Source organism: Tenacibaculum finnmarkense genomovar ulcerans (assembly GCF_900239495.1).
GTDB classification, from domain to species: Bacteria; Bacteroidota; Bacteroidia; order Flavobacteriales; family Flavobacteriaceae; genus Polaribacter; species Polaribacter ulcerans.
The window spans coordinates 247,038-268,433 of sequence record NZ_OENE01000015.1; the positions used below are offsets into that span (position 1 = coordinate 247,038).

Here is a 21,396-nt window from a genome sequence, read left to right on the forward strand (position 1 = left end):
ATTTTTACTTTTTATTCATTTTTATTATTCATTTTAAAACGCACCTATTTAATGAATCCTTTATTACACCATTTTAAAACACCTCCTTTTTCTCAAATAGAAGAAAAACACTATAAACCCGCTATTGAAAAAGCAATCGAATTAGCAAAAGAAGAAATTAAAAGTATTATTGAAAATTCTGATACGCCTTCTTTTGAAAACACCACTATTGCTTTAGATTTTGCAGGAGAAAAATTAAATAGAATTACCTCAATTTTTTTCAACTTAAATTCTGCTGAAACTAATGATGAAATTCAAAAAATAGCCAAAGAACTTTCGCCTTTATTAAGTGAATTCAGAAATGACATCACTTTAAACGAAGCACTTTTTAATAGAGTTAAAAGTGTTTATCAAACTAAAGATGCTTTAAAATTAACACCTGAACAAACTACTTTATTAGATAAACAATACAAGAGTTTTGCTAGAAATGGTGCTAATTTAAATGATGCTGATAAAACTAAATTACGTAAAATTGATGCAGAATTATCTAAATTATCATTACAATTTGGTGAAAATGTTTTAGCTGAAACAAATGCTTTTGAAATGCACTTAACTGATGAAAATGATTTATCAGGATTACCAGAAAGTGTAAAAGAAGCGGCTAAAGAAATTGCTAAATCAAAAGAAAAAGAAGGCTGGGTTTTTACCTTAGATTATCCAAGTTATATTCCTTTTATGACTTATGCTGATAATAGAGAATTACGTAAAAAATTCGCTATTTCGGCTGGTAAAAAAGCCTTTCAAGATAATAAATACAATAATGAACAAATCGTTTTAGACATTGTAAATCTTCGTTATAAAAGAGCTAATATTTTAGGATATAAAACCCACGCTCATTTTGTTTTAGAAGAACGAATGGCGGAAACCCCTGATAAAGTTTTATCATTTTCTAATGATTTATTAGAAAAAGCAAAACCTGCTGCAAAACGTGAATTTGATAATTTAGAAGCCTACGCCAAAAAATTAGACGGTATCGACCAGCTTCAAAAATGGGATGGCGCTTATTATTCTGAAAAATTAAAAAAAGAACTTTTTTCTTTAGATCAAGAATTATTGAAGCCTTATTTTAAATTAGAAAATGTAATTGATGGTGCTTTTGAAATCGCTAATAGATTATTCGATTTAAAATTTGAAGAAATTACATCGATAGATACATATCATGAAGATGTAAAAACGTACAATGTTACCGATACAAACGGAAATTTTGTATCGCATTTTTATGCTGATTTTCACCCAAGAAAAGGGAAAAGAAATGGCGCTTGGATGACTTCTTATAAATCGCAATATGTTAAAAATAATGTTAACGAGCGTCCGCAAGTTTCTATTGTTTGTAATTTTACCAAGCCAACCGAAACAAAACCTTCTTTATTAACTTTTAACGAGGTTACAACTTTATTTCATGAATTTGGGCACGCACTTCACGGAATGTTAGCCGATACAACGTATACAAGCTTATCAGGAACTTCGGTTTCTTGGGATTTTGTAGAGTTGCCAAGTCAGGTTTTAGAAAATTGGTGTTACGAAAAAGAAGCTTTAGAGTTATTTGCAAAACACTATGAAACTGGTGAAACAATTCCAATGGAATATGTGGAGAAAATTAAAGAATCGGCTAGTTTTCATGAAGGAATGCAAACTTTACGTCAGTTAAGTTTTGGATTATTAGACATGCAATGGCACGGTAACGAATCGCCAGAAACAATTAAATCAGTAAAAGAATTTGAAAATAATGCTTTTGCTGATACTAAATTATATCCTGAAGTTGATGAAAATTGTATGAGTACCGCTTTTTCTCATATTTTTCAAGGAGGATATGCTGCTGGATATTATTCATATAAATGGGCGGAAGTTTTAGATGCTGATGCTTTTGAATATTTCCTAGAAAAAGGAATTTTCAACAAAGAAGTAGCTACGAAATTTAAAGAAAATGTACTTTCAAAAGGTGGGACTGAAAAACCTATGGAATTATACAAACGCTTTAGAGGAAAAGAACCAAAACCAGACGCGCTTTTAAAACGTGCTGGGTTAATTTCATAAAAAGCAATTAATAATTACGGATTATAAAATTATAATCCGTAATTATTGATTTTACACATCTCCTAAAAAAACACAAATTTTAACAAAACTATTTACTCCATCTTTAATTTATAACTTACCTTTGCTTTTTTTAATAAATAAATGGTCGTAAAACAACATAGTTTCTTGAGTAAAATCACCGCTATATTTTTGGTGTTTCTTCTTATGCTTCCTAGTATTGTTAAAGCAAGCCATCATCATGAGAATGACCAGCACCATGATTGTAAAGAAAAATTAACACACTTACACGAGTCTGTAAATGATCATTGTGATGTATGTTACTTTGCCTTTTCTTCGTTTAATTTTTCATCGAATATTTTTACCGAAGCAGTAACTTTTACTGCTAATAAAATTGTTATTGAAAATTATAAATCAATAACCTTATCTTTTTGTTTTTCTTCAATTAAAAGATTAAGAGCACCGCCTACTATTTCTTAAATATTTATGCTTTTTATTTAGCTATTATACAAACATCAACCTAAATTAAATTAGTTGATGCTGTTTTTTGTATGATTTATTTATCGGTATAAATAGCCATTCTTCAATCTGTTTTAGCATTAAATACCCGTTCAAAAAACCGTATTTAACTATAAAACAATTACTTACTTTTTATTATTTTTTAGATCATTATGACAAAACGAAGCTTCAGCGCTTTATTTTGTGTATTGTTTTATCTTCTATTTTTTAGTCAAAAAATGCTTTCTCAAAAAAAGCAGGATCTTACTATAACTATAATTGATAAAACAACACATAAAGTGCTACCTAATGCTCATGTGAGCATCGGGAGGAAACACGCCTACACAAATCTTAACGGAAATGCTATTTTTCATCAAATATTTAACCAAATATCTGAGGAAATATCCGAAGAAAAAAGCCCTAAAAAACTGCTGAAAATTACGCACGTAGGCTATGTAAATTATCAAAAAATAGTTGATTTTTCTAAAAAACATACTATACTGCTAATTGCGCTTACACAAGATAACGCCATATTAAACGAGGTTACTATTACACAAAAACCTGTAAAAAATTTCATTAAATACAGTGGAAATAAGCAAAAAATTAACACGGAATTTTTAGCTCAAAATAGGGATAATAGCCTAATGCAAACACTTCAAAATATACCAGGGGTTAGTGCGATAACTATCGGTTCGGGGCAGTCAAAACCTACTATAAGAGGGCTTGGTTTTAACAGGGTTGTGGTGGTTGAAAATGGTATAAAACATGAAGCACAACAATGGGGTGCCGATCATGGTTTAGAAATTGATCAATACAATGTTGAAAGTATTGAAATTACCAAAGGAGCGGCTTCGTTAATGTACGGTTCTGATGCTATTGCGGGGGTTATTAATATCAAAAACAATACCCTGCCCAATGTAAATTCTTTAGCCGGAGAAGTGAATATCACTCATAAAAACAACAATAATTTATACGGAATTTCATTCGGTGTAAAGCAACGCTACAAACATTGGTATTATAAAACTCGAATTACACATCAGCAATACGGCGATTACAAAGTGCCTGTTCGTAAGATAACCTACGACAATTATATTTTTGATTTACATCAAAATAATTTGCGAAATACCGCAGGAAAAAATCATAATATCGGTTTTAGTTTAGGATATACTGATGATGCCCTGAACTCCACCACTTACATTAGCAATGTTCATGCTAAAAATGGTTTTTTTGCCAATGCTCACGGACTAGAAGTGCGAACTTCTAAAATTGATTACGATAAAAGTAGCAACGATATTGATTTACCGCTTCATAAAGTAAATCATTTTAAAATAAATAACAATACTCGTTTTTCACTCAAAAACAACACGCTAGATATCGAAATTGGTTTTCAAAAAAATGATAGAGAAGAACATTCTGAGCCTATTGCACACGGGTATATGTCAAAACCGACAAGCACTATGGAGCGTCGTTTTACTAAAAACACCTATAATTTTAACATCAAAAATGAGAATTATTATTTTGATAATTATAAAATAGTCACAGGAATTAATCTAGATTATCAGCATAATAAAATTGCGGGTTGGGGCTTTCTTATTCCTGAATATACCCGTTTTACTGTGGGAGCTTTTGTGTATAATCAACTAAAAATCAACAAAAATATACATATTGATGCTGGTATTCGTTACGATTACGGAAACCTAAAAACACAAGCCTATTACGAATCATTTGTATCGCCTGTTAATAAAAACGGCATTATTTCGATGCAAAAACTACAGCGTGCCACAAAAAACAACTTGCATTTTGATAATTTTAGTGCATCCACAGGAATTAGTTATTCGTTAAAAAACACGCTTTATAAAATAAATATTGGTAAAAGTTTTCGAATTCCGCTAGCCAATGAACTTGCTTCTAATGGCGTAAATTATCATATGTACCGATATGAACAAGGGAAAATTGATTTAAAACCCGAAAGTTCGTATCAAATAGATGCCGAATTTAAAGCTGATTTTTCTGAATTTAATAATTTTAAAAAAGCAAGTATTCAACTAACGCCTTTTGCCAATTATTTTGATAATTATATTTATTTAACCCCAACTTCTGGCTATTATGAAACGCTTCAAAAATATAAATACACTCAAAATAAGGTTTTTAGATATGGTGGCGAAATTACCTTAGAATATACTCCTATTAAAAAAATAGCCTTTACTGCTTCTTTAGAATACGTAAAATCAAGACAATTAAACGGTGAAAAAAAGAATTTTTCACTGCCGTTTTCGCCGCCATTAACAGGTGTTTTTTCTTTTGAATATACCTTTAACGATTGGGTGTTTTTTGAAAAAACCAAGTTTTTTTCGAACCTGAGAAGCACGGCAAATCAAAATGACATCGTGCCGCCCGAAAAACCAACCAACGGAGCTACGGTAATTAACGCAGGATTACACACTAATATTTCGGTGTTTTCGAAAAAAAATCCGATGAAAATTCAAGGGAAATTAAATAATATTTTCAATAAAACGGTTTTTAACCACACCAGTTTTTATCGGTTAATTGAAGTTCCTGAGCCTAATAGAAATTTTTCAATAAGTATTATACAAACATTTTAAACAACTTAATTATAATCACTTTTTTATTCAAACATTTTAATTTTTACACCATGAAAAACACATTTAAAACATTGTTTTTACTAGTAACTTCTTTTTTTATTATATCGTGTAATAACGAAGATCCAACGCCTGATAGTTTTGAAGAAAATATCAATCAAGAAAGATTTAAAGGTTTAGAAATTGGTAATTCTGATTTTATTTTGCCACAATCAAACGTAGATATTCATATTGAATTCGACTATTTAGGAACAAGTAAAGTAACTAAAATTTATTTCGATGTTGAAGATTATAATACATCCAAAGCCAATAAAGGCGAAGTAATTTGGGGCTTGAAAAACCATGTAGTTCCTGTTAAAAATTATGAAAATCAATTAAATCCGCACATTCATTATCATTTATATTTTGATGAAGAAAACAAGCAAAACCCTTCATTTAAAGCTGCTACAGGCGTTTATAACTTTAAAATTACCGTTGAACATGAAGACGGAACAAAAAGTATTATTACCAAAAAATTAAGCATCCTTCAAAAATTTAAAGACTTAGAAATAGGAGAAAATAATACTGTAAATTTTGGAGAAGATGAAATACATACTGAATTTGAATATATTTCTGAACCAAATACCGTAACCGAAATTAAGTATGAATTATGGTTTAAAGAATGGAGAACAGACCAAAAAGTAGCCATCGGAAAATGGAATAGCGTAGTAACGATACTTCCTAAAAACTTATATGAAGGAGTTAAAAATCCGCACATACATTATCATTATGATTTATTACCCGAATCATCAAAACAAGAATATTGGCTAAACATCTATGTACAAGAAAAAGGTGAAAAAGAAAGTGTAAAACTATCTGTTCTTTTTGAAATAAAATAGTAATAATATTTAAAATCAATTAATAAAACACATTTAAAATGAATTACAAAAAATATTTAAGCATCCTTATTTTAGCAATAACATTAGGCGCTTGTACAAAAGAAGAAATTATAATAGCTCCCGCTTTAGGAATTATTAATTTAGAATTTGGGTCAGGACACAGTACCGATAAAACCATAAAACAAGGTGGAAATATCCATATCGGAGCAGGGATTTTTGCAGATGAAAAAATTAAAAATATTCTTGTAGAAATTTATTTAAAAGACAGTGTAAAAGGCGACTGGAAATTCAAAGAAATATTCACCGAAAAATATACTGGAGCAAAAGAAGTAAATTTTCATAAACATGTCGATATTTCTTATGATGCTAAAGTTACCGATTACATTTTTTCAATAACTGTTGAAGATGAAAAAGGGAAAAAGAAAACAAGAGAAGATGTGTTAAAAGTAACGCCGTACAGTATTTTAGTAAAAGATGTAAAATACGGAACTGCTAGCGAAAATGATAAAATAGCGATTATAGGTAAAGATTTAAACATAAAAGCACTTATAAAATCGAAAAATGCTATCAAAAATATTCAATTATTAATTCCTGAATTTGTTGAAGGAGAAGGTTGGAAATATCATATTGAAAAAGAATTAAACTATTCAGATAAAGATATTAAAGAAATATCTTTAAACGAAAAATTAACAATAACAGATAAATTAAAATCAAACAAAACATACGATTTATATATTATTGTTGAAGATAAAAATAAAGAAAAAGTAGTTCTGTCTTATCCATTAACTGTAAAATAATAATCAATATAAAACATTAAAAAAGCCTACTTGAATTTCTTTCTTGTAGGCTTTGTCATAATAATTATATAAAATGAATTTATTAAAATTAACTATCAAATCAACAGGAATTTTATTGTTTTTAAGCTTATTTCTGATAAGTTGTAATGATGAATCCGAAGAAATTGACAAAGAAAAACCAAGCATTACCATTAATTATACAGGCGGATTTCCGCAATCGTGTACTATATTGAAAAAAGGTGAAAAATATATCATAAAAGTAAAAGTTGCCGATAATATCGGTTTGGCTTCGTATGCAATTGATATTCATAATAATTTTGACCATCATACACACGATGACCAAGGAAGTTTGTGTGATTTAAATCCTATAAAAACGCCTGTTTCTCCGCTTATTTTCATGGAAAATTATGATATTACAAACAATCCTAAAACCTATGAAATTTCACAAGAAATTTCAATTCCTACAAATATTGATTCAGGCGATTATCATTGTCAAATTTCGGTAATTGATATTACAGGTTGGCAAAGTAGAACTTCGGTTGATATTAAAATTCAGTAATTACGGAAGCCTAAAAAATCTGATATATTTAAAAATATATTAGATTTTTTTTTAATTTTTAAATTACAAATTATTATAATAAAAATTAATAAATTGATTTTTTTTCGATTCGCTTAAGCCCTTTTGTCAGTATTTTATACATCATATCAGGTATTACATCGATTTTAAAATCTTTACCAATATCTGTTCCATTTTCTTTATCTAAAAAACCAATTACTTCTTGACTCAACATCATTTTTTGATTCCCCAAATCATAAATATTTATAACTACTTTTATTTCTCTATTTTTAGAATTTTGAATATCTTCCAGCAAAAAAATATTGATTAAATAATTATAATTTGTTGTTTTTTTAAAATTTATTAAATCTTCTTTTGTCGGGTTTTCTGAAATTTCAAAAGGATATTGCTTCCCTTGATTATCTTTAAAATTTTCTTTTTTAACCACTTTTCCTTTCGTCCAAATCATAAATTTATCAAAAACAATAGTATTTAAATTATCATCAACTGTCCCCCTAATTCCACGAATATTTAACATATTTAATGCCCATTTTCCGTTCGTGCTGTTGGTGTTTTTAAAATCGATTCCATGTGCAATTGTGTTATAATTATAGGTACAAACAACCCTTTTAAAAGAACAGGAAATCATTAAAAAAATTCCAAGAATAACAATTATTTTTTTTAGCATTTCAATTTATTTATGTTAAATTTCTTTTGAATTTTTCGCTTCAATCCACTTACTCATATATTTTGTGGCTTGCATGGTTTGATGCTGTAATAAACTTCCAAGGAAATTTTGTGTGCGATATTCCGCTAAATTTTCTTGGATTTTTTTTAGCTGATTTATAAAAGGAACTTCAATTTTTTCTTTATCATAAATAGTATTGATAATTTCAATGCCGTTTTCTTGGTGTTTTTTCCACAGATTTTCATCCGAATAAATTACTACCGCTTTATTGGCAAATTCTTCAAAATCATCTTCAATAAAACCATTCCAAGGCAAAGTATCGTGCATTCCTTCTGCTCCAATAGTTGTGGTAATACTTGGCATTCCACAAATCATGGCTTCGGTTAATTTCCCTTTTATTCCTGCTCCAAAACGTATCGGAGCTAAAACAATTTTTGCATTTTTTACCACTTCTAGGGCATCCGTAGCAAAACCTTTCACTAAAAACCCTTCTTTTTTATTGTGTAATTGATTTATTTGTTGGGTTGCATACGCGCCATAAATATGAATTTCTGCTTTTGGTAATTGTTTGCGAATTTGTTTCCAAATATGATTTTTTAAGGTTAAAACTGCATCAACATTTGGAGCGTGAAAAAAGTTTCCGATAAATATAAAATTTTCTCGCTCTTCAAAAGGTTTCCAATTATTGATACTTTTTTTATCAATTTCAGCTAATAAAAAAGGCAAATGATACAGTAAATTTTCATCAATTTTAAAAACATCTTGAAGCAATTTCATTTCATACGTAGAAATTATCAAACTTAAATCACAACGTAAAATAGACGCAATTTCACGTTTTGCATCGACAGATTTTAACAACGCATCCGTAGAAAAAATTTCGCCTTTTTTTAATTGCTGATGACGGGTTTTACGTAAAAAATGTAAATCTTCGGTATCTAAAATACGCAGCGCATCAGGGCAATTTTCGGCAACACGCCAACCAAATTGCTCTTCCATCATAAAACGATCAAAAAGTACAATTTCAGGATTTAATTCTTTTATAAAATCATCAAAAGAAGCCGAATTTAATGCAATTGACGCTTCATTTACATCAATTTCTGATAAATTAAACGCCTTTTCGCCCTTTTGTGCTGGCGATGCAAAAGTTATTTTGTAATTATTCTTTTTAAATAATTCAATTAATTGTAACATTCTGCTTCCTGCCGCAGAAGAATTTGGTTCTACCCAAACATATCCGATAATTAATAATTGCTTCATAAGCTCCAAAGTTAGGATATTTAATGTTATTTTTTGGTAAAAACTAATCGAATACATACTTCAGCAAATCAACTTTTATATGTAATTTTGCAAGTATTACTCTATAAAATTAAATATAAATTGATAAAATAAGCTTTTTTATCAGCTATACATAAATATTAAAAATACGACTTATGAAATATGATTTAATCGTTATTGGTTCTGGTCCTGGTGGATATATTGCAGCTATTAGAGCAGCACAATTAGGATCAAAAGTAGCTATTATCGAAAAATACTCGACTTTAGGAGGAACTTGTTTAAATGTTGGATGTATTCCTTCAAAAGCATTGTTAGATTCTTCGCATCATTATTACGATGCTGTTCATCATTTTGATGCTCACGGAATTACGGTTGAAAAACCTTCTTTCGATTTCACAAAAATGGTAGAACGTAAAGCAAATATTGTAGAAACTACTACTGGTGGAATTAAATATTTAATGGACAAAAATCAAATTACTGTTCATGAAGGTTTGGGTTCTTTTGAAGATGCTACACATGTAAAAGTTACTAAAAATGATGGAACTTCTGAAGTAATTGAAGGAACAAATATCATTATTGCTACAGGTTCTAAGCCGAGTACATTGCCTTTTATCAAATTAGATAAAGAACGTGTTATTACTTCTACGGAAGCGTTAAAATTAAAAGAAGTTCCTAAGCACTTATTAGTTATTGGTGGTGGAGTTATTGGATTGGAATTAGGTTCTGTTTACAAGCGTTTAGGTGCTGATGTAACCGTAATTGAATACGCTCCAAAAATCACCCCTACTATGGATGCTGATGTTTCTAAAGAACTTACTAAAGTTTTAAAGAAACAAGGAATGAAGATTAACGCCAATCATGGGGTTACTTCTGTGGAAAGAAACGGCGATGAAGTTATCGTAAAAGCGACTAACAAAAAAGGCGAAGAAGTTACTTTTACTGGTGATTATTGTTTAGTTGCTGTTGGGCGTAAAGCGTTTACAAAAGGCTTAGATTTAGAAAAAGCAGGTGTAAAACTTACCGATAGAGGAATGATTGATGTAAACGATCATTTACAAACAAGTGCTTCGAATATTTATGCTATTGGTGATGTTGTTCGTGGAGCAATGTTAGCGCATAAAGCAGAAGAAGAAGGTGTTGTTGTTGCGGAGTTTTTAGCAGGGCAGAAACCTCATATTGATTATAATTTAATTCCTGGAATTGTATATACTTGGCCAGAAGTTGCGGCTGTTGGTAAAACAGAACAAGAATTAAAAGATGCTGATGTTGCTTATAAAGTGGGTAAATTTTCAATGCGTGCTTTGGGTCGTTCTAGAGCAAGTGGCGATTTAGACGGTTTTGTAAAAGTTTTAGCCGATAAAAATACCGATGAAGTATTAGGAGTTCACATGGTTGGTGCACGTGTTGCCGATTTAATTATGGAAGCTGCCGTTGCTATGGAATTCAGAGCATCTGCTGAAGATTTGGCAAGAATTTGTCATGGTCACCCAACATATTCAGAAGCTATAAAAGAAGCTGCAAAAGGAGCCTGGGATGGTAAGCCTTTAAATGCTTAGAATATTTTAAAATACATTTTTTTAAAAGGCAATCTCGTTTAGAGGTTGTCTTTTTTTTTGGAGCTATTTCCCGCTTTCCGCACTCGCTTTTTTTATTTTTTTAAAAGAAAAAAAACAAAAAAGAGCTCAAACAATTGCTTCAATCGGGGCTAGGATTCGAGTCCGTCAACCTGAATTTAGCTAATTTGCCGTAGTTCTCCTTTTTTTTGATGATTTTTGTCAATTCGAGTGATTTTAGAGCCTGTTTAAATTTCATCTAAAAAAATTTTATAACAGAAAAATAAGAAATCGCATCCGTCAACGGGAGTTTATTTCAGGTTCGCATCCTGATTTTCCGTAGTTCTCCTTTTTTTGATGATTTTTGTCAATTCGAGTGATTTTAATGACTAAAAGGAATTAAAATTGTATCGAGAATTTGAGTTCTTTGATGTTGATGAATTTTATACTAAAAAAGTTCTCGATACAATTTTTTTGAAGGAAAAAAATCACTCGAACTGACAGTTTATTTAATTTTTAAACAGGCGCTAAAAATAATTAGAAGAAAAAAAGCAACCTCATTTTGAGATTGCTTTTTTTTATATATATAAATTTTAATTTTATCTAAAATAATATGTTTTTTTAAAAAAAATTATTCAATTCTAACCGTTACTAAAAGCACCTGTTCATCTTCAGGATTAGTTATCGATACATAATAATTACCCGACTTTAGTGTTTTTACGCTAAATTTAGTAGCATCTCCAGTAATTTCTCCTCGATCTGAACCATAACCTGAAGCATCTACAGTACAATTAACACTCGGGTTATTTAAAATTTCAAAATCAACAGTAGTTCCTACCGCAACGTAAACATCATAACTTTTTTCTTGATTTGCTGTAAAATAAGGTGTCGCCATACCATATTCTGAGCTTTCTTTCTGAATAACATCCACACCATTTATTTTTATAGATGCTGCTATTAAAGTTTTATATTTTACCGTAAAACTTTTTGAATCAGTAGCGTCATCTTTTCTTGATACCGTAACAACTACCTCACCTGCTTGTCTAACAGAAAAATTACGCTTTAATTTTAAATAATACTTGCTATCATCTAAAGGCGATTGTTGTATTTCATCAAAAGTTAAAACATTTTCTTTACTAAAAGTAACCTCATATTCGCCAATTCCTCCCTGAAGAATTAAATCTAAAGATCCTAACTCATAAACAGTTGTAGTGTTTACTTCAACATCATCATTAAAAATAGCCAACGGATTTGGCGCAACAACGGTTACGGTTACTTTTTGTGTAGTAACTCCATCAGTAAAAGTTAATTCTGCCGAACCAACTTGAGCTGTTTTTATCATTACTGTACGACTGCTTGAACCGTATTCATCTTTTATTTCAGCAGTTGCAACACTTGAATTTGTTGAACTTACTTCAATTGCATCTATTTTACCTTCTAAAGTTATTTCTACTATTTTTCCTTTTGGAATTTCTAATGCGGTTTCAGATACACTTAATGCCTTAAATACTTTTACATCAAAGTCTATTTCTTTTAATTTGGCATCTGTTATTTTATAAGAATCAATCGTTTCTTTTGTACTATCAAAAATTATTTTAGATCCATTTACATCTTCTTCTCCTTGTTCATTTACAATTTTAAATGTTGATGTTGTTGATGCCCAACTATATTTATCTTCAATAGTAAAAGGAGCTGTTCCTGTTAAAATAGTTACTGTTCCTGTTTGTGTTAAAATAAACTCCACTTTTTCTTTATCAAGAGTTAATTCAGGTGCTGGTGTAATTTTAACGGTTATTACAGCGGTTTTTTTGGTTTTAATATCTGTTAAAGTTACTTCAGATTCTCCTAATACTTTCCCTGTAATTTTAATATCCATGCCCACTATTTCGGCAGTTACATTGCTATTATTTACACTTATTTCATACTCGCTAGAACCTGCTAAAATTTTAATAGTAGCAATTTCATCTACTAAAAGATTTACTAATGATTTTTCAATAGCCACATCAGGCGTTTTTACCAATACAGTAATTTCCGATTTTTTATCGGCAGCATCAACAAGCGTAATGGTCGCTGTTCCTGCGCTTACAGGTGTTACTGAAATTGTTGTTTTTTGAGTTTCTTTATCAGTAATTATACTAGCGGTCGCTATTTTTTTATCTGATGAAGTTACACTATAAGCTCCATTTCCTTTTAAAACATTGATAATTCCTGATGTTCCTTTTTCGGTAAGCGTTAATTCTTTAGTGTTTAATTCGATATCTACTATAGGAATCGGATCGTCATCAGAACAAGAAACCATAGTGAATAGCGTTAAAAACGCTAACAGTAGTACGCTAAAAATTAAATTACTCTTTTTCATTTTCTTTGATTTTTACTTTACTTATTTTTATTAAATCTTAATAAGGTGCAAAACTACTCTTTTAATTATAATCAAGCAATAGTCAATCCTTTTAAATTTAAAAAAATGCAAAAAAAAAGCCAAACGAAGTCGTTTGGCTTTTTAATATATTTTATTTAGTTTTTAGATTCCGTAAAAAGAAGTCATATTGTCTTCAATGTTTGATGCTTTTTTAATCGCTTCATACATTTGGAATGTTTTATTTTTTCGTTCGTTTACTAAACGCTTTCTAAAAGAATCGTAATTTGGTAATGCTGTTGGTAATTTTTTAGCTGTTACTTGAAAAGCAAACACACCTTTATCACCTACTACATTTTTAATTACCTTGTTTTGCTTAGCGTTAAGCATTGCTCCTATTATTTTTGGCTCATATCCTACTCCCGAAATTGTTGGCGATTGTAAATTTACATCCGTAGCATTTTTAACAGTTACAGAAACTGATTTTGCTATTTCAGCTAAAGTAGTTCCAGTAATTTTAGCTTCAATTAATTTCGCTTTTTTAAAGTTTGTTAAAATAGGACGTACTTGTGCTGTTGCTTTTTCAGCCGACATTAAACCTTTTGCTGTTTTACCAGTTAAAGTTGCCACAACATAACCACCTTCAATATCAAAACGCTTAGAAGCGCCTTTTTTAGTTTCTTTGTTAAAAGACCAAGTAATAATTTCTCTTTCTTTTCCAATACCTGCTACTGTTTCATCTAAAGGTTTTAAACCAATTGCTGGCTGAGAAGTTAATTTTTGTGCTTTTACTACTTCGTCAAAACTTTTACCGTTTGATAATGCTAAAGCAAATGTTTCGGCATTTTTAAAAACAGCATCTTCAGTTGCTTCAGAAGCTTCAATTTTACGAGAAAATGTTGCTAATTTAACCACTGGCTGAAAATTCTTTTGACCATCAATTTTAATTACATGGAATCCGAATTGAGATTTTACTACCCCTACAGCATCTTTTTTTCCTTCAAAAACGAAATCTCTAAAAGAAGGTACCATTCTGTTATAACCAAACCAGTCATAAAAACCACCTTTTTCAGCAGAACCTTTATCCGAAGAAAACTCTTTTGCTAAAGCAGCAAATTTAGCACTACTCCCTTTTACAATTGCCAATAAACTATCAGCAGTTTGTTTTGCTTGTTCTTCTGTTTGGGTAACCGTAGCATCTGCGCTTGCAGCTCCAACAAAAGGAATTAAAATATGACTTGCCTTAGCAGAGTCTGGTAATTGAGTTACCGTTGTTATTTTTGATAATTTAAAATAATTTGCATCTTTATAAGGACCAAAAACATCGCCTTGTTTACCATTAAAAATAGCTTCTGCTACTGCTTGTGGTACTTGAGATTTGAATTTGTAATTGTTATCAAGTGTTGTGTCAGAATTATTTTCTGATAAAAATACTGCATAATCAGTCGTATTTTTTAATCCTTTTACAGCAATACTTCCTTTAGTTTCTGAATCTTCAATTAAGCTAGCAACTTGTGCTTTAATTAAAGTTTCGTCTTGAGTTGTTGCTTTAATATCAAACTTTACAAAGTTGATGTCTCTTGAAGCAGCCACTTGAAATTCTGCAGAATGTTTGCTGATGTAATTTTTAATATCGCTTGCAGCTATTTTTACCTGATCATCTTTAATTGAAGTATAAGGAACATATACATATTTACCTGAAATTTTTGTATTTGCAGTTAAATATTGCGCTTCACCTTCTTTTAACGATGCACCTAAACCTGCAGCAACAAGATTGTCGTACGCTGTTTTTTCAAGGTTGTTTTTTAAAGAAGACATATAATTTTGCCAATTTCTCCAATCAGCACCATTTTCTTCTTTAATTGTAGCTAAATAACTTTTTAGTTTATTTTTATCTAAAATATTTGAAGTTTGAAACCTTGGATCGTTTTGTATGAATTCTGTTTCATATAAACTATTCATAATATCAGCATCGCCCACAGTAATTCCTGCTTCTTCTAACTGAGTTTTATAAATTTTTTGTCTAACAATATTTCCCCAAACAGTTTTAGCTGCTTGCATTTCAGAAACACGGTTACCTGTTTGTGTTTTATATGCCTCTAAAGCTTCTGCAAATTCTTGACGAGAGATGACTTCTCCATTTACTTCGCCAATTTCATTTACTTTACTTGCATTAAAAAAGTCTGATATTGTAGAAGGGTCTAATACAAAAGCAAAAAGTGCTAAACCAATTACAAGAATTAAGAACATTGAACGTTCTCTAATTTTCGATAAGATTGCCATACGTTATTTATTTTATTAACAGTGAGCGAAAATACAATTTCACTTTAAATAAAACAATGTTTTTTGAAGCTGTTTTTTTTAAGCTTCTTTATCGGTAATTTTTAAATACAAATCGTCAATTTTTGTAGCGCTTACTTTTAGTATCTTTATGTAGAGTTTATCTAGCTGTAAAATAGTGCCTTGCTCGGGTATTGTTTCGGTGTAATTTATAATAAAACCACCTAAAGTTTCGTAAGCTTCTTCTTTAGGAATGTTTAAATCGTATTCTTCATTTAAATAATCAACCTCTAAACGTGCCGAAAAATTAAATTCAGTAGCGTTTATTTTTTCTTCTAATAATTCTTGATTATCATGCTCATCCTCAATTTCACCAAACAATTCTTCTACCACATCTTCTACAGTAATAATACCTGAAGTACCGCCATATTCATCAACAACCACCGCAATGCTTTTGCGTTTTTTCATTAAACTATTTAAAACATCGTTAATTATCATTGATTCTGGCACAAATTCAACAGGCAATAATATTGATTTAATAGATGTAGGATTTTTAAATAATTCAAAGGCATTTACATAGCCTAAAATATCGTCTAACGAGTTTTTATATACCAATATTTTAGACAAACCTGTTGTTATAAATATATTTTTTAGGTTTTCTACTGATTCGTGCATCTCAATGGCCATTATTTCGGTACGAGGCACCATTATTTCACGAGCTTTTACCTTGTGAAACTCTAAAGCATTTTGAAAAATTTGAATTTCCGAATCAATAGCATCGGCATCATTTCCTCTATCTAATTGTTCTACAATATAATTTCCTAGCTCTTCTTTGCTAAACTCTGTTTTAGTTTCGTTTTCTTTTATTTGGAAGATAAGAAAGAGGAAAAAATCTGAAATTTTGGTAATAACCCATGTAATTCCATAAAATAACAAGTAAAAGAAATAGGCAGGAACCACAAAAAACTTGAGCATTTCATTGGCATAAATCCGAAACATTGTTTTGGGTAAAAATTCTGCTGTTACTAAAATAACAATGGTCGATATTACTGTTTGGGTTAATAAACTTAAATCGTCTAATAAATAGTTTATAAAAATAATATTACTTGGTAAGACCAAGTGAAACCAGTGCATTAGCAAACGCCCCATAAAATAACTATAAATAACCAACGCTACATTATTACCAACCAACATTGTGGTGATAAATTTTGAAGATTTTTCGGTTAATATCGCTAAAATTTTAGGCAAAAAACCTACCCTATTTTTCTCTAATTCAATATGTAATTTATTCGCCGAAATAAAGGCGATTTCCATCCCTGAAAAAAAGGCTGAAAATAGTATTGATACAAAAATTACAATGATTTCAAATTCCATTATTGTTGTTGATTTCTCTTGGCTAGTTTTCTTCTAAAATGACGTTTAAAAAAGAAAATTAAAGTAATAAAGATACCAAAACCAAACATAATAAATGCTTCTTCTTTATCTGAATTAAATTTTAAAATCCCTTCAATAAAAAAAAGTGCGCCAATAACTAAGTACCCGTATTGTAAATATTTCCAAAAAGTGTTCATATTATTATCTTTCTATTTATACTTGTATGTTATTTTTCTGCTTTATTTTTGATTGGCTTGCAAATTCCCTGTTATATCTTTGGCAATCCATTTGGTTAAGTTTTCTTTTGATTCAAAACCAAAACCATTAATCGTGTCTTGCAATGTTGTTAATCTAAAACCATCTTCGGTAAAAAAATAATGTTCTTTTTGATCCCAAAATAACTGATTGGTTTCTAATTTTGTATTTTCTTTATAATTTAAAATAACCACATTTCCTTTAATTTCAGAAATTGCAGTTTTGGTATATGTTATGGCATAATTCCCTGTAATACTTGTTGAATCACGTTGGGTTTTATCAATAGAAACAATTTTAATTCCTTTTGGAAACTCCGTATAAGGATGCTCTTTACGGTTAGAAAAGTCATGAAAAATAGGCGCTTTTGTTTTCGAGGTTATCTTTCCTGAATCTTTTTTAATGTGATAAATATTTTTAGCCATTCCTACGGGCATATTTTTATCCGCTAAAAAATCTCGTACTTCTTTTTTAGAATTTACGCATGAAAAAAGCATTGTTACCATAAAAATGGCAACAATGCTTTTGTATGTATTTGTGATATTTTGTTTCATCAAAATTTATTATGGAATACGAACAGTTTCACCAATCCAACATCCAATTTTATGCGTTGCTCCTGAAGCAACCCCTTTTTGGAATACTAATTTTTTTGATGGCATATTTTTTCGGTAACTAGCAATATATCTACCAGCACCACATCCCGGATCTACTTTACTTGCTTTTAAAGCTTTGTTTAAAGCAGCTACATATACCATTCTTTTTTCAAATTCATCAGCACCACAAGAATTGGCACTTCTTTGATATAAACTTGCGATAAATAAATATGCTTTCCCCATGTTTGGGTTATATTTTAACGCTTCATATGCTAAAGCTCTTGCTCTGCTTCCTCCTGCACTTTGTGCTTCTCTTAATTTATACTTCGCCTTTTTAAATGGATCTGTTTCTAAATCAAAAGCTTTCTTTTTCATTTGAGCAGCACCACTTTTGTCACCATTTTTAGCTAAAACTCCTGCTAAGAAATTGTATGCATCAGCCGACTGTGTTGTTTCAGCATAGGCATTTGCTAACTTTTCAAATAAAGGATCTGTTTGACATCCTTTATTATACATTCTTGAAACCGCTCTTTTTAACCAAACTCCGTCAGTTTTCTTTCCTTCAAAATCTCTAGTATAAATAGGAATTAATCGCTCACAAGTTGCTATTTTAGAAATCATCGCATCTAAACCTCCTTCTACTTGTCCTAAAGAAGTAGAGTTAATTGTATAAGCTTTTAAATTTCTTTTTTCTCTAGCACCAATAGTACCTAAAGAATCTTTTAATTGCAGTTTAGCTACTTTCTTATTATAGTCTTCTAATTTTTCATTAACAGACTCCATTACATCATCATAAGTATCAAAAACTTTTTGAGGATTGCTATCTTTATTAGCATCTGCTGTTGATTGAAAATATCTAAAAATATTTTTAACACTCATATCTTTAGGTGAAATATCGTATGCCTTTTTTAAGTATACAAAAACCTCTTGATCGGTTGCTAATTTATTTTTCAGTAAATACGTTGCGTAGTTACTATGTGCTTTTGCAGCTCCTTTTACAGGAAAATTAACAAATCTAGCATCGTAAATTCTTTTAGCTAATACAGGGTCTTTTGTTTTTACAGCAATTTTAGCCCCATATTTATAAATGTTAACTGATAATTTTGGGCAGTTAGCTAATAAATACTCTAAGTTTATTTTGGCAGCATCATACTTACCTGTTTTTGTGTCTCCTTTAAAAAGATTGTACTTCATGTTACACTCTTGACTTGCTTGCGCCTTGACACCGTTTACTGCCACAAACAAAAATAATCCTGTTAGCAAATACGTAATTTTCTTCATCCTATTGATTGTTTTGTTGTTTTGTTAATCTATTTTTCTTTTATGAAACCACTTAGTACTATTCAAAGATAAACTTAATCGAACATTAAAATATTTTTCTTTTATTAAGTTATTACTAACCGTTCCTTTTTGCCCATACTCTAAGCCGATGTTTACATTCGATAATTGTCTTGGCAATGGCAACCCTAATCCAACATTTATGCCAAAGTCTTTTATTTCTGTAAAATCAGTACCCGTTTGTATTAATAATCCGGTATCTTCAAAACGCATACCAGCCCTATAAGTAACTCTTTTCCAATAATTTGAAATCGAATTTATTTTAGGAATATAATACCCTCCTATTGACAACCTACTTGAGTCATCATATTTATATCCGTTACCACCAATAGCTAAATTATTACCACTATTTAAAGCACTTTTGAATTCTTGATTAACCCCTAGGTACCATTTATTTTCTTTTCCTAAACCAAAACCAAAAATACTTTTCATTGGTATTGTTATATCTCCATTAACAGCCCTACTAAAAAACTGTTTTTTTTCTGTTTCTTGCCCCGAAACATTTAAAATAATTGAAGACATTTTTTTGTTTCCTTTAGTCGATAAATCATTTTTAAAACTAAAAGAAGCTCCTGTATATAAATTTATTTTATCATTTAAAAGAGTTTTATATTGTGCTCCAAATTTCAAAAGACCACCTCTTACATCTACTTTATCTTGATATTTTGTAGCTAAAGGAATTCCGTTTTTTTGATGTATTACATTATTTTCTAAGTTTCCAAAAACATAACCCGCTTCTAGCCCTACTGAAAGCCCTTTAACGATATAAGTACCAAAACTTGCATATATTTTATTTGTTCCTCCCTCACCTTTAAAAGAGGTTATTTCATCTTTAATTTGAGTATCTAACAAAGAATACCCTACAGATGTAAATGGCTGTAAACCTACCGACAACCCTGCTTTTTTGCCTAAAGGAAACCCTAAAGAAACATATCGTAAGCTTGTTGAACTCCCAGAATTAGATGTATTTTCTTTTTCTAATGTTAAAAAATTTGAACTAGCACCAATACCATAGGTAGCAACTCTTAAAGATGCATTTGCTGCCGGATTTACAAAATTTAAATGATGCGTATCATTTAAAGCAACTCCAATTCGTCCCATAGAAGCGTTCTCTACAGTAGTTGCCTCAAAAGTTTCACCAATTCCAAAATAAGAATAAGGCGAAGCACTATTTCTCTGTGCAAACGTTGTTATTGCACTTAATACAAGTAATACTAATATAAGTTTCTTAATCATTTGTTAAATTATATGTCAAAACGGTATGTAATCCTTCCAAAACAAAATTTGGATGGGCAAATATGCCACTTTTTAATTGTTTAGCCAAGAAAAAGGTGTCGCCTCCTGTTAAAACAACTGTTAAATCGCTAAACTTTTTTTGATATTGCTCAATAACGCCATTTATTTCATTGCAAACACCATTTACAATTCCTGAATGTATAGACGTATTTGTGTTAACTCCAATAAAATTATCAACTTCTTTTGCTTCTAATAACGGTAATTTTGACGTAAAATGATGCAGGGCTTTGTAGCGCATGGCAATACCTGGCGAAATTGCGCCTCCTAAATATTCTTTTTTACGATTGATAAAATCAAACGTAATACAAGTTCCGGCATCAATTACTAAAATATTTTTCTTCGGATAAATTTTCACGGCGGCAGCTGCGAGCGCAATTCTATCCACTCCTAAAGTTTTTGGCGTTCCATAAAGATTTTTAAAAGGTACTTTTGTTTGATTTGTCAAATAAATAGGATTTAATATTTTTTTTATTTCTTCGGATGTTTTTTCTGAAATACTAGCTACTGAAGCTATAATACTTGCTGAAACAAAATATTTTGAAATTATTTTTTCGATAACTTTTATAATTTCGGAAGCATTAAAAACAACAACCTCTACAATTATATCACCCTGAAAAACAGCTATTTTACCCCTTGTATTCCCGACATCGATACTCAAATTCATGCTTGTATTTTTTTAGATTTCAAAGTTACATTAGATTTTTTTAATAAAAATATCATCAAAAAGTTTGGATAAGTAAAAAAGAGTTGTATATTTGCACCCGCTAAACGAAAGTAGCAAACTGGTGCCTTAGCTCAGTTGGTAGAGCAAAGGACTGAAAATCCTTGTGTCCCTGGTTCGATTCCTGGAGGCACCACAATATTTTTTTCAATTGCAAAATTGCTAAATTTATTTGTTACTTTTATATAAGCACAACGGTGCCTTAGCTCAGTTGGTAGAGCAAAGGACTGAAAATCCTTGTGTCCCTGGTTCGATTCCTGGAGGCACCACC

At 30.3% G+C, this 21,396-nt stretch carries 17 protein-coding genes and 2 tRNA genes; 9 read left to right on the forward strand and 10 right to left on the reverse strand.

The genetic code is table 11. From position 1 onward, the window contains the following. Positions 1-51 precede the first annotated feature (51 nt). The 6 genes from DPIF8902391_RS06220 to DPIF8902391_RS06245 all read left to right on the forward strand — a co-directional run bounded on the left by DPIF8902391_RS06220 (position 52) and on the right by DPIF8902391_RS06245 (position 7,402). Positions 52-2,073 carry a M3 family metallopeptidase gene (locus DPIF8902391_RS06220; RefSeq protein WP_172505330.1) on the forward strand — a complete coding sequence of 674 codons (2,022 nt, stop codon included), beginning with the start codon at positions 52-54 and terminating at the stop codon, positions 2,071-2,073. 165 nt (positions 2,074-2,238) lie between these two features. Then, a complete protein-coding gene (locus DPIF8902391_RS06225) occupies positions 2,239-2,550 on the forward strand; it encodes a hypothetical protein (RefSeq protein ID WP_172505331.1) in 312 nt (103 codons plus the stop codon). Positions 2,551-2,807: 257 nt separating this feature from the next. Then, the gene (locus tag DPIF8902391_RS06230) at positions 2,808-5,171 is read left to right on the forward strand and encodes a TonB-dependent receptor (protein WP_172505332.1); all 2,364 of its coding nucleotides are present in this window, start codon (positions 2,808-2,810) and stop codon (positions 5,169-5,171) included. Positions 5,172-5,221: 50 nt separating this feature from the next. After that, on the forward strand, positions 5,222-6,046 hold the full coding sequence (locus DPIF8902391_RS06235) for a hypothetical protein (RefSeq protein WP_172505333.1): 825 nt from the start codon (positions 5,222-5,224) through the stop codon (positions 6,044-6,046). A 38-nt stretch (positions 6,047-6,084) separates the two neighbouring features. After that, positions 6,085-6,843 carry a DUF4625 domain-containing protein gene (locus DPIF8902391_RS06240; RefSeq protein ID WP_172505334.1) on the forward strand — a complete coding sequence of 253 codons (759 nt, stop codon included), beginning with the start codon at positions 6,085-6,087 and terminating at the stop codon, positions 6,841-6,843. A gap of 73 nt (positions 6,844-6,916) precedes the next feature. Continuing rightward, a complete protein-coding gene (locus DPIF8902391_RS06245; RefSeq protein WP_172505335.1) occupies positions 6,917-7,402 on the forward strand; it encodes a DUF4625 domain-containing protein in 486 nt (161 codons plus the stop codon). Between the two features lie 85 nt (positions 7,403-7,487). On the opposite strand, the gene DPIF8902391_RS06250 is transcribed toward DPIF8902391_RS06245, so the two are convergent. Beyond that, positions 7,488-8,087 (reverse strand): hypothetical protein, encoded by a 600-nt coding sequence (locus tag DPIF8902391_RS06250; protein WP_172505336.1) that lies wholly within the window; start codon positions 8,085-8,087, stop codon positions 7,488-7,490. A gap of 15 nt (positions 8,088-8,102) precedes the next feature. After that, entirely contained in the window at positions 8,103-9,344 is a 1,242-nt protein-coding gene (locus tag DPIF8902391_RS06255; protein WP_172505337.1) for a glycosyltransferase, read from the reverse strand. Positions 9,345-9,517: 173 nt separating this feature from the next. Here DPIF8902391_RS06255 and lpdA point away from each other — a divergent pair, with 173 nt between their 5' ends. Continuing rightward, positions 9,518-10,918, forward strand: coding sequence for a dihydrolipoyl dehydrogenase (lpdA, locus tag DPIF8902391_RS06260; RefSeq protein ID WP_058885742.1), 1,401 nt, complete (start codon positions 9,518-9,520; stop codon positions 10,916-10,918). Between the two features lie 628 nt (positions 10,919-11,546). Here lpdA and DPIF8902391_RS06265 read toward each other — a convergent pair. The 8 genes from DPIF8902391_RS06265 to DPIF8902391_RS06300 form a co-directional block, all read right to left on the reverse strand. Continuing rightward, positions 11,547-13,274: a hypothetical protein gene (locus DPIF8902391_RS06265; protein ID WP_172505338.1), complete on the reverse strand. Its 1,728-nt coding sequence runs from the start codon at positions 13,272-13,274 to the stop codon at positions 11,547-11,549. Positions 13,275-13,436: 162 nt separating this feature from the next. Continuing rightward, positions 13,437-15,554 carry a peptidylprolyl isomerase gene (locus DPIF8902391_RS06270; protein WP_058885744.1) on the reverse strand — a complete coding sequence of 706 codons (2,118 nt, stop codon included), beginning with the start codon at positions 15,552-15,554 and terminating at the stop codon, positions 13,437-13,439. 78 nt (positions 15,555-15,632) lie between these two features. Then, a complete protein-coding gene (locus DPIF8902391_RS06275) occupies positions 15,633-16,925 on the reverse strand; it encodes a hemolysin family protein (RefSeq protein ID WP_083501090.1) in 1,293 nt (430 codons plus the stop codon). Next, complete coding sequence (locus DPIF8902391_RS06280; RefSeq protein ID WP_058885745.1) at positions 16,925-17,122, reverse strand: hypothetical protein; 198 nt, start codon at positions 17,120-17,122, stop codon at positions 16,925-16,927. Before DPIF8902391_RS06280 ends, DPIF8902391_RS06275 begins: the two co-directional genes overlap by 1 nt. Before the next feature lie 42 nt (positions 17,123-17,164). Further along, on the reverse strand, positions 17,165-17,731 hold the full coding sequence (gene lptC, locus DPIF8902391_RS06285) for an LPS export ABC transporter periplasmic protein LptC (protein ID WP_172505339.1): 567 nt from the start codon (positions 17,729-17,731) through the stop codon (positions 17,165-17,167). Between the two features lie 9 nt (positions 17,732-17,740). Beyond that, positions 17,741-19,051, reverse strand: coding sequence for a hypothetical protein (locus tag DPIF8902391_RS06290; protein WP_058885747.1), 1,311 nt, complete (start codon positions 19,049-19,051; stop codon positions 17,741-17,743). A gap of 24 nt (positions 19,052-19,075) precedes the next feature. Then, positions 19,076-20,344: a hypothetical protein gene (locus DPIF8902391_RS06295; protein WP_058885748.1), complete on the reverse strand. Its 1,269-nt coding sequence runs from the start codon at positions 20,342-20,344 to the stop codon at positions 19,076-19,078. Next, positions 20,337-21,068: a type III pantothenate kinase gene (locus tag DPIF8902391_RS06300; RefSeq protein WP_058885749.1), complete on the reverse strand. Its 732-nt coding sequence runs from the start codon at positions 21,066-21,068 to the stop codon at positions 20,337-20,339. Before DPIF8902391_RS06300 ends, DPIF8902391_RS06295 begins: the two co-directional genes overlap by 8 nt. Positions 21,069-21,188: 120 nt before the next feature. Here DPIF8902391_RS06300 and DPIF8902391_RS06305 point away from each other — a divergent pair. Continuing rightward, positions 21,189-21,261: transfer RNA gene (locus tag DPIF8902391_RS06305), tRNA-Phe, on the forward strand. 60 nt (positions 21,262-21,321) lie between these two features. Next, positions 21,322-21,394 (forward strand) — tRNA-Phe (locus DPIF8902391_RS06310). The last annotated feature ends 2 nt before the right edge of the window (positions 21,395-21,396 follow it).

Coding starts and splice junctions, on each gene's coding strand:
- DPIF8902391_RS06220 (WP_172505330.1), top strand. CDS start 52: ATGAATCCTTTATTACACCATTTTAAAACACCTCCTTTTTCTCAAATA.
- DPIF8902391_RS06230 (WP_172505332.1), top strand. CDS start 2,808: ATGCTTTCTCAAAAAAAGCAGGATCTTACTATAACTATAATTGATAAA.
- DPIF8902391_RS06235 (WP_172505333.1), top strand. CDS start 5,222: ATGAAAAACACATTTAAAACATTGTTTTTACTAGTAACTTCTTTTTTT.
- DPIF8902391_RS06240 (WP_172505334.1), top strand. CDS start 6,085: ATGAATTACAAAAAATATTTAAGCATCCTTATTTTAGCAATAACATTA.
- DPIF8902391_RS06245 (WP_172505335.1), top strand. CDS start 6,917: ATGAATTTATTAAAATTAACTATCAAATCAACAGGAATTTTATTGTTT.
- DPIF8902391_RS06250 (WP_172505336.1), bottom strand. CDS start 8,087: ATGCTAAAAAAAATAATTGTTATTCTTGGAATTTTTTTAATGATTTCC.
- DPIF8902391_RS06255 (WP_172505337.1), bottom strand. CDS start 9,344: ATGAAGCAATTATTAATTATCGGATATGTTTGGGTAGAACCAAATTCT.
- lpdA (WP_058885742.1), top strand. CDS start 9,518: ATGAAATATGATTTAATCGTTATTGGTTCTGGTCCTGGTGGATATATT.
- DPIF8902391_RS06265 (WP_172505338.1), bottom strand. CDS start 13,274: ATGAAAAAGAGTAATTTAATTTTTAGCGTACTACTGTTAGCGTTTTTA.
- DPIF8902391_RS06270 (WP_058885744.1), bottom strand. CDS start 15,554: ATGGCAATCTTATCGAAAATTAGAGAACGTTCAATGTTCTTAATTCTT.
- DPIF8902391_RS06275 (WP_083501090.1), bottom strand. CDS start 16,925: ATGGAATTTGAAATCATTGTAATTTTTGTATCAATACTATTTTCAGCC.
- DPIF8902391_RS06280 (WP_058885745.1), bottom strand. CDS start 17,122: ATGAACACTTTTTGGAAATATTTACAATACGGGTACTTAGTTATTGGC.
- lptC (WP_172505339.1), bottom strand. CDS start 17,731: ATGAAACAAAATATCACAAATACATACAAAAGCATTGTTGCCATTTTT.
- DPIF8902391_RS06290 (WP_058885747.1), bottom strand. CDS start 19,051: ATGAAGAAAATTACGTATTTGCTAACAGGATTATTTTTGTTTGTGGCA.
- DPIF8902391_RS06295 (WP_058885748.1), bottom strand. CDS start 20,344: ATGATTAAGAAACTTATATTAGTATTACTTGTATTAAGTGCAATAACA.
- DPIF8902391_RS06300 (WP_058885749.1), bottom strand. CDS start 21,068: ATGAATTTGAGTATCGATGTCGGGAATACAAGGGGTAAAATAGCTGTT.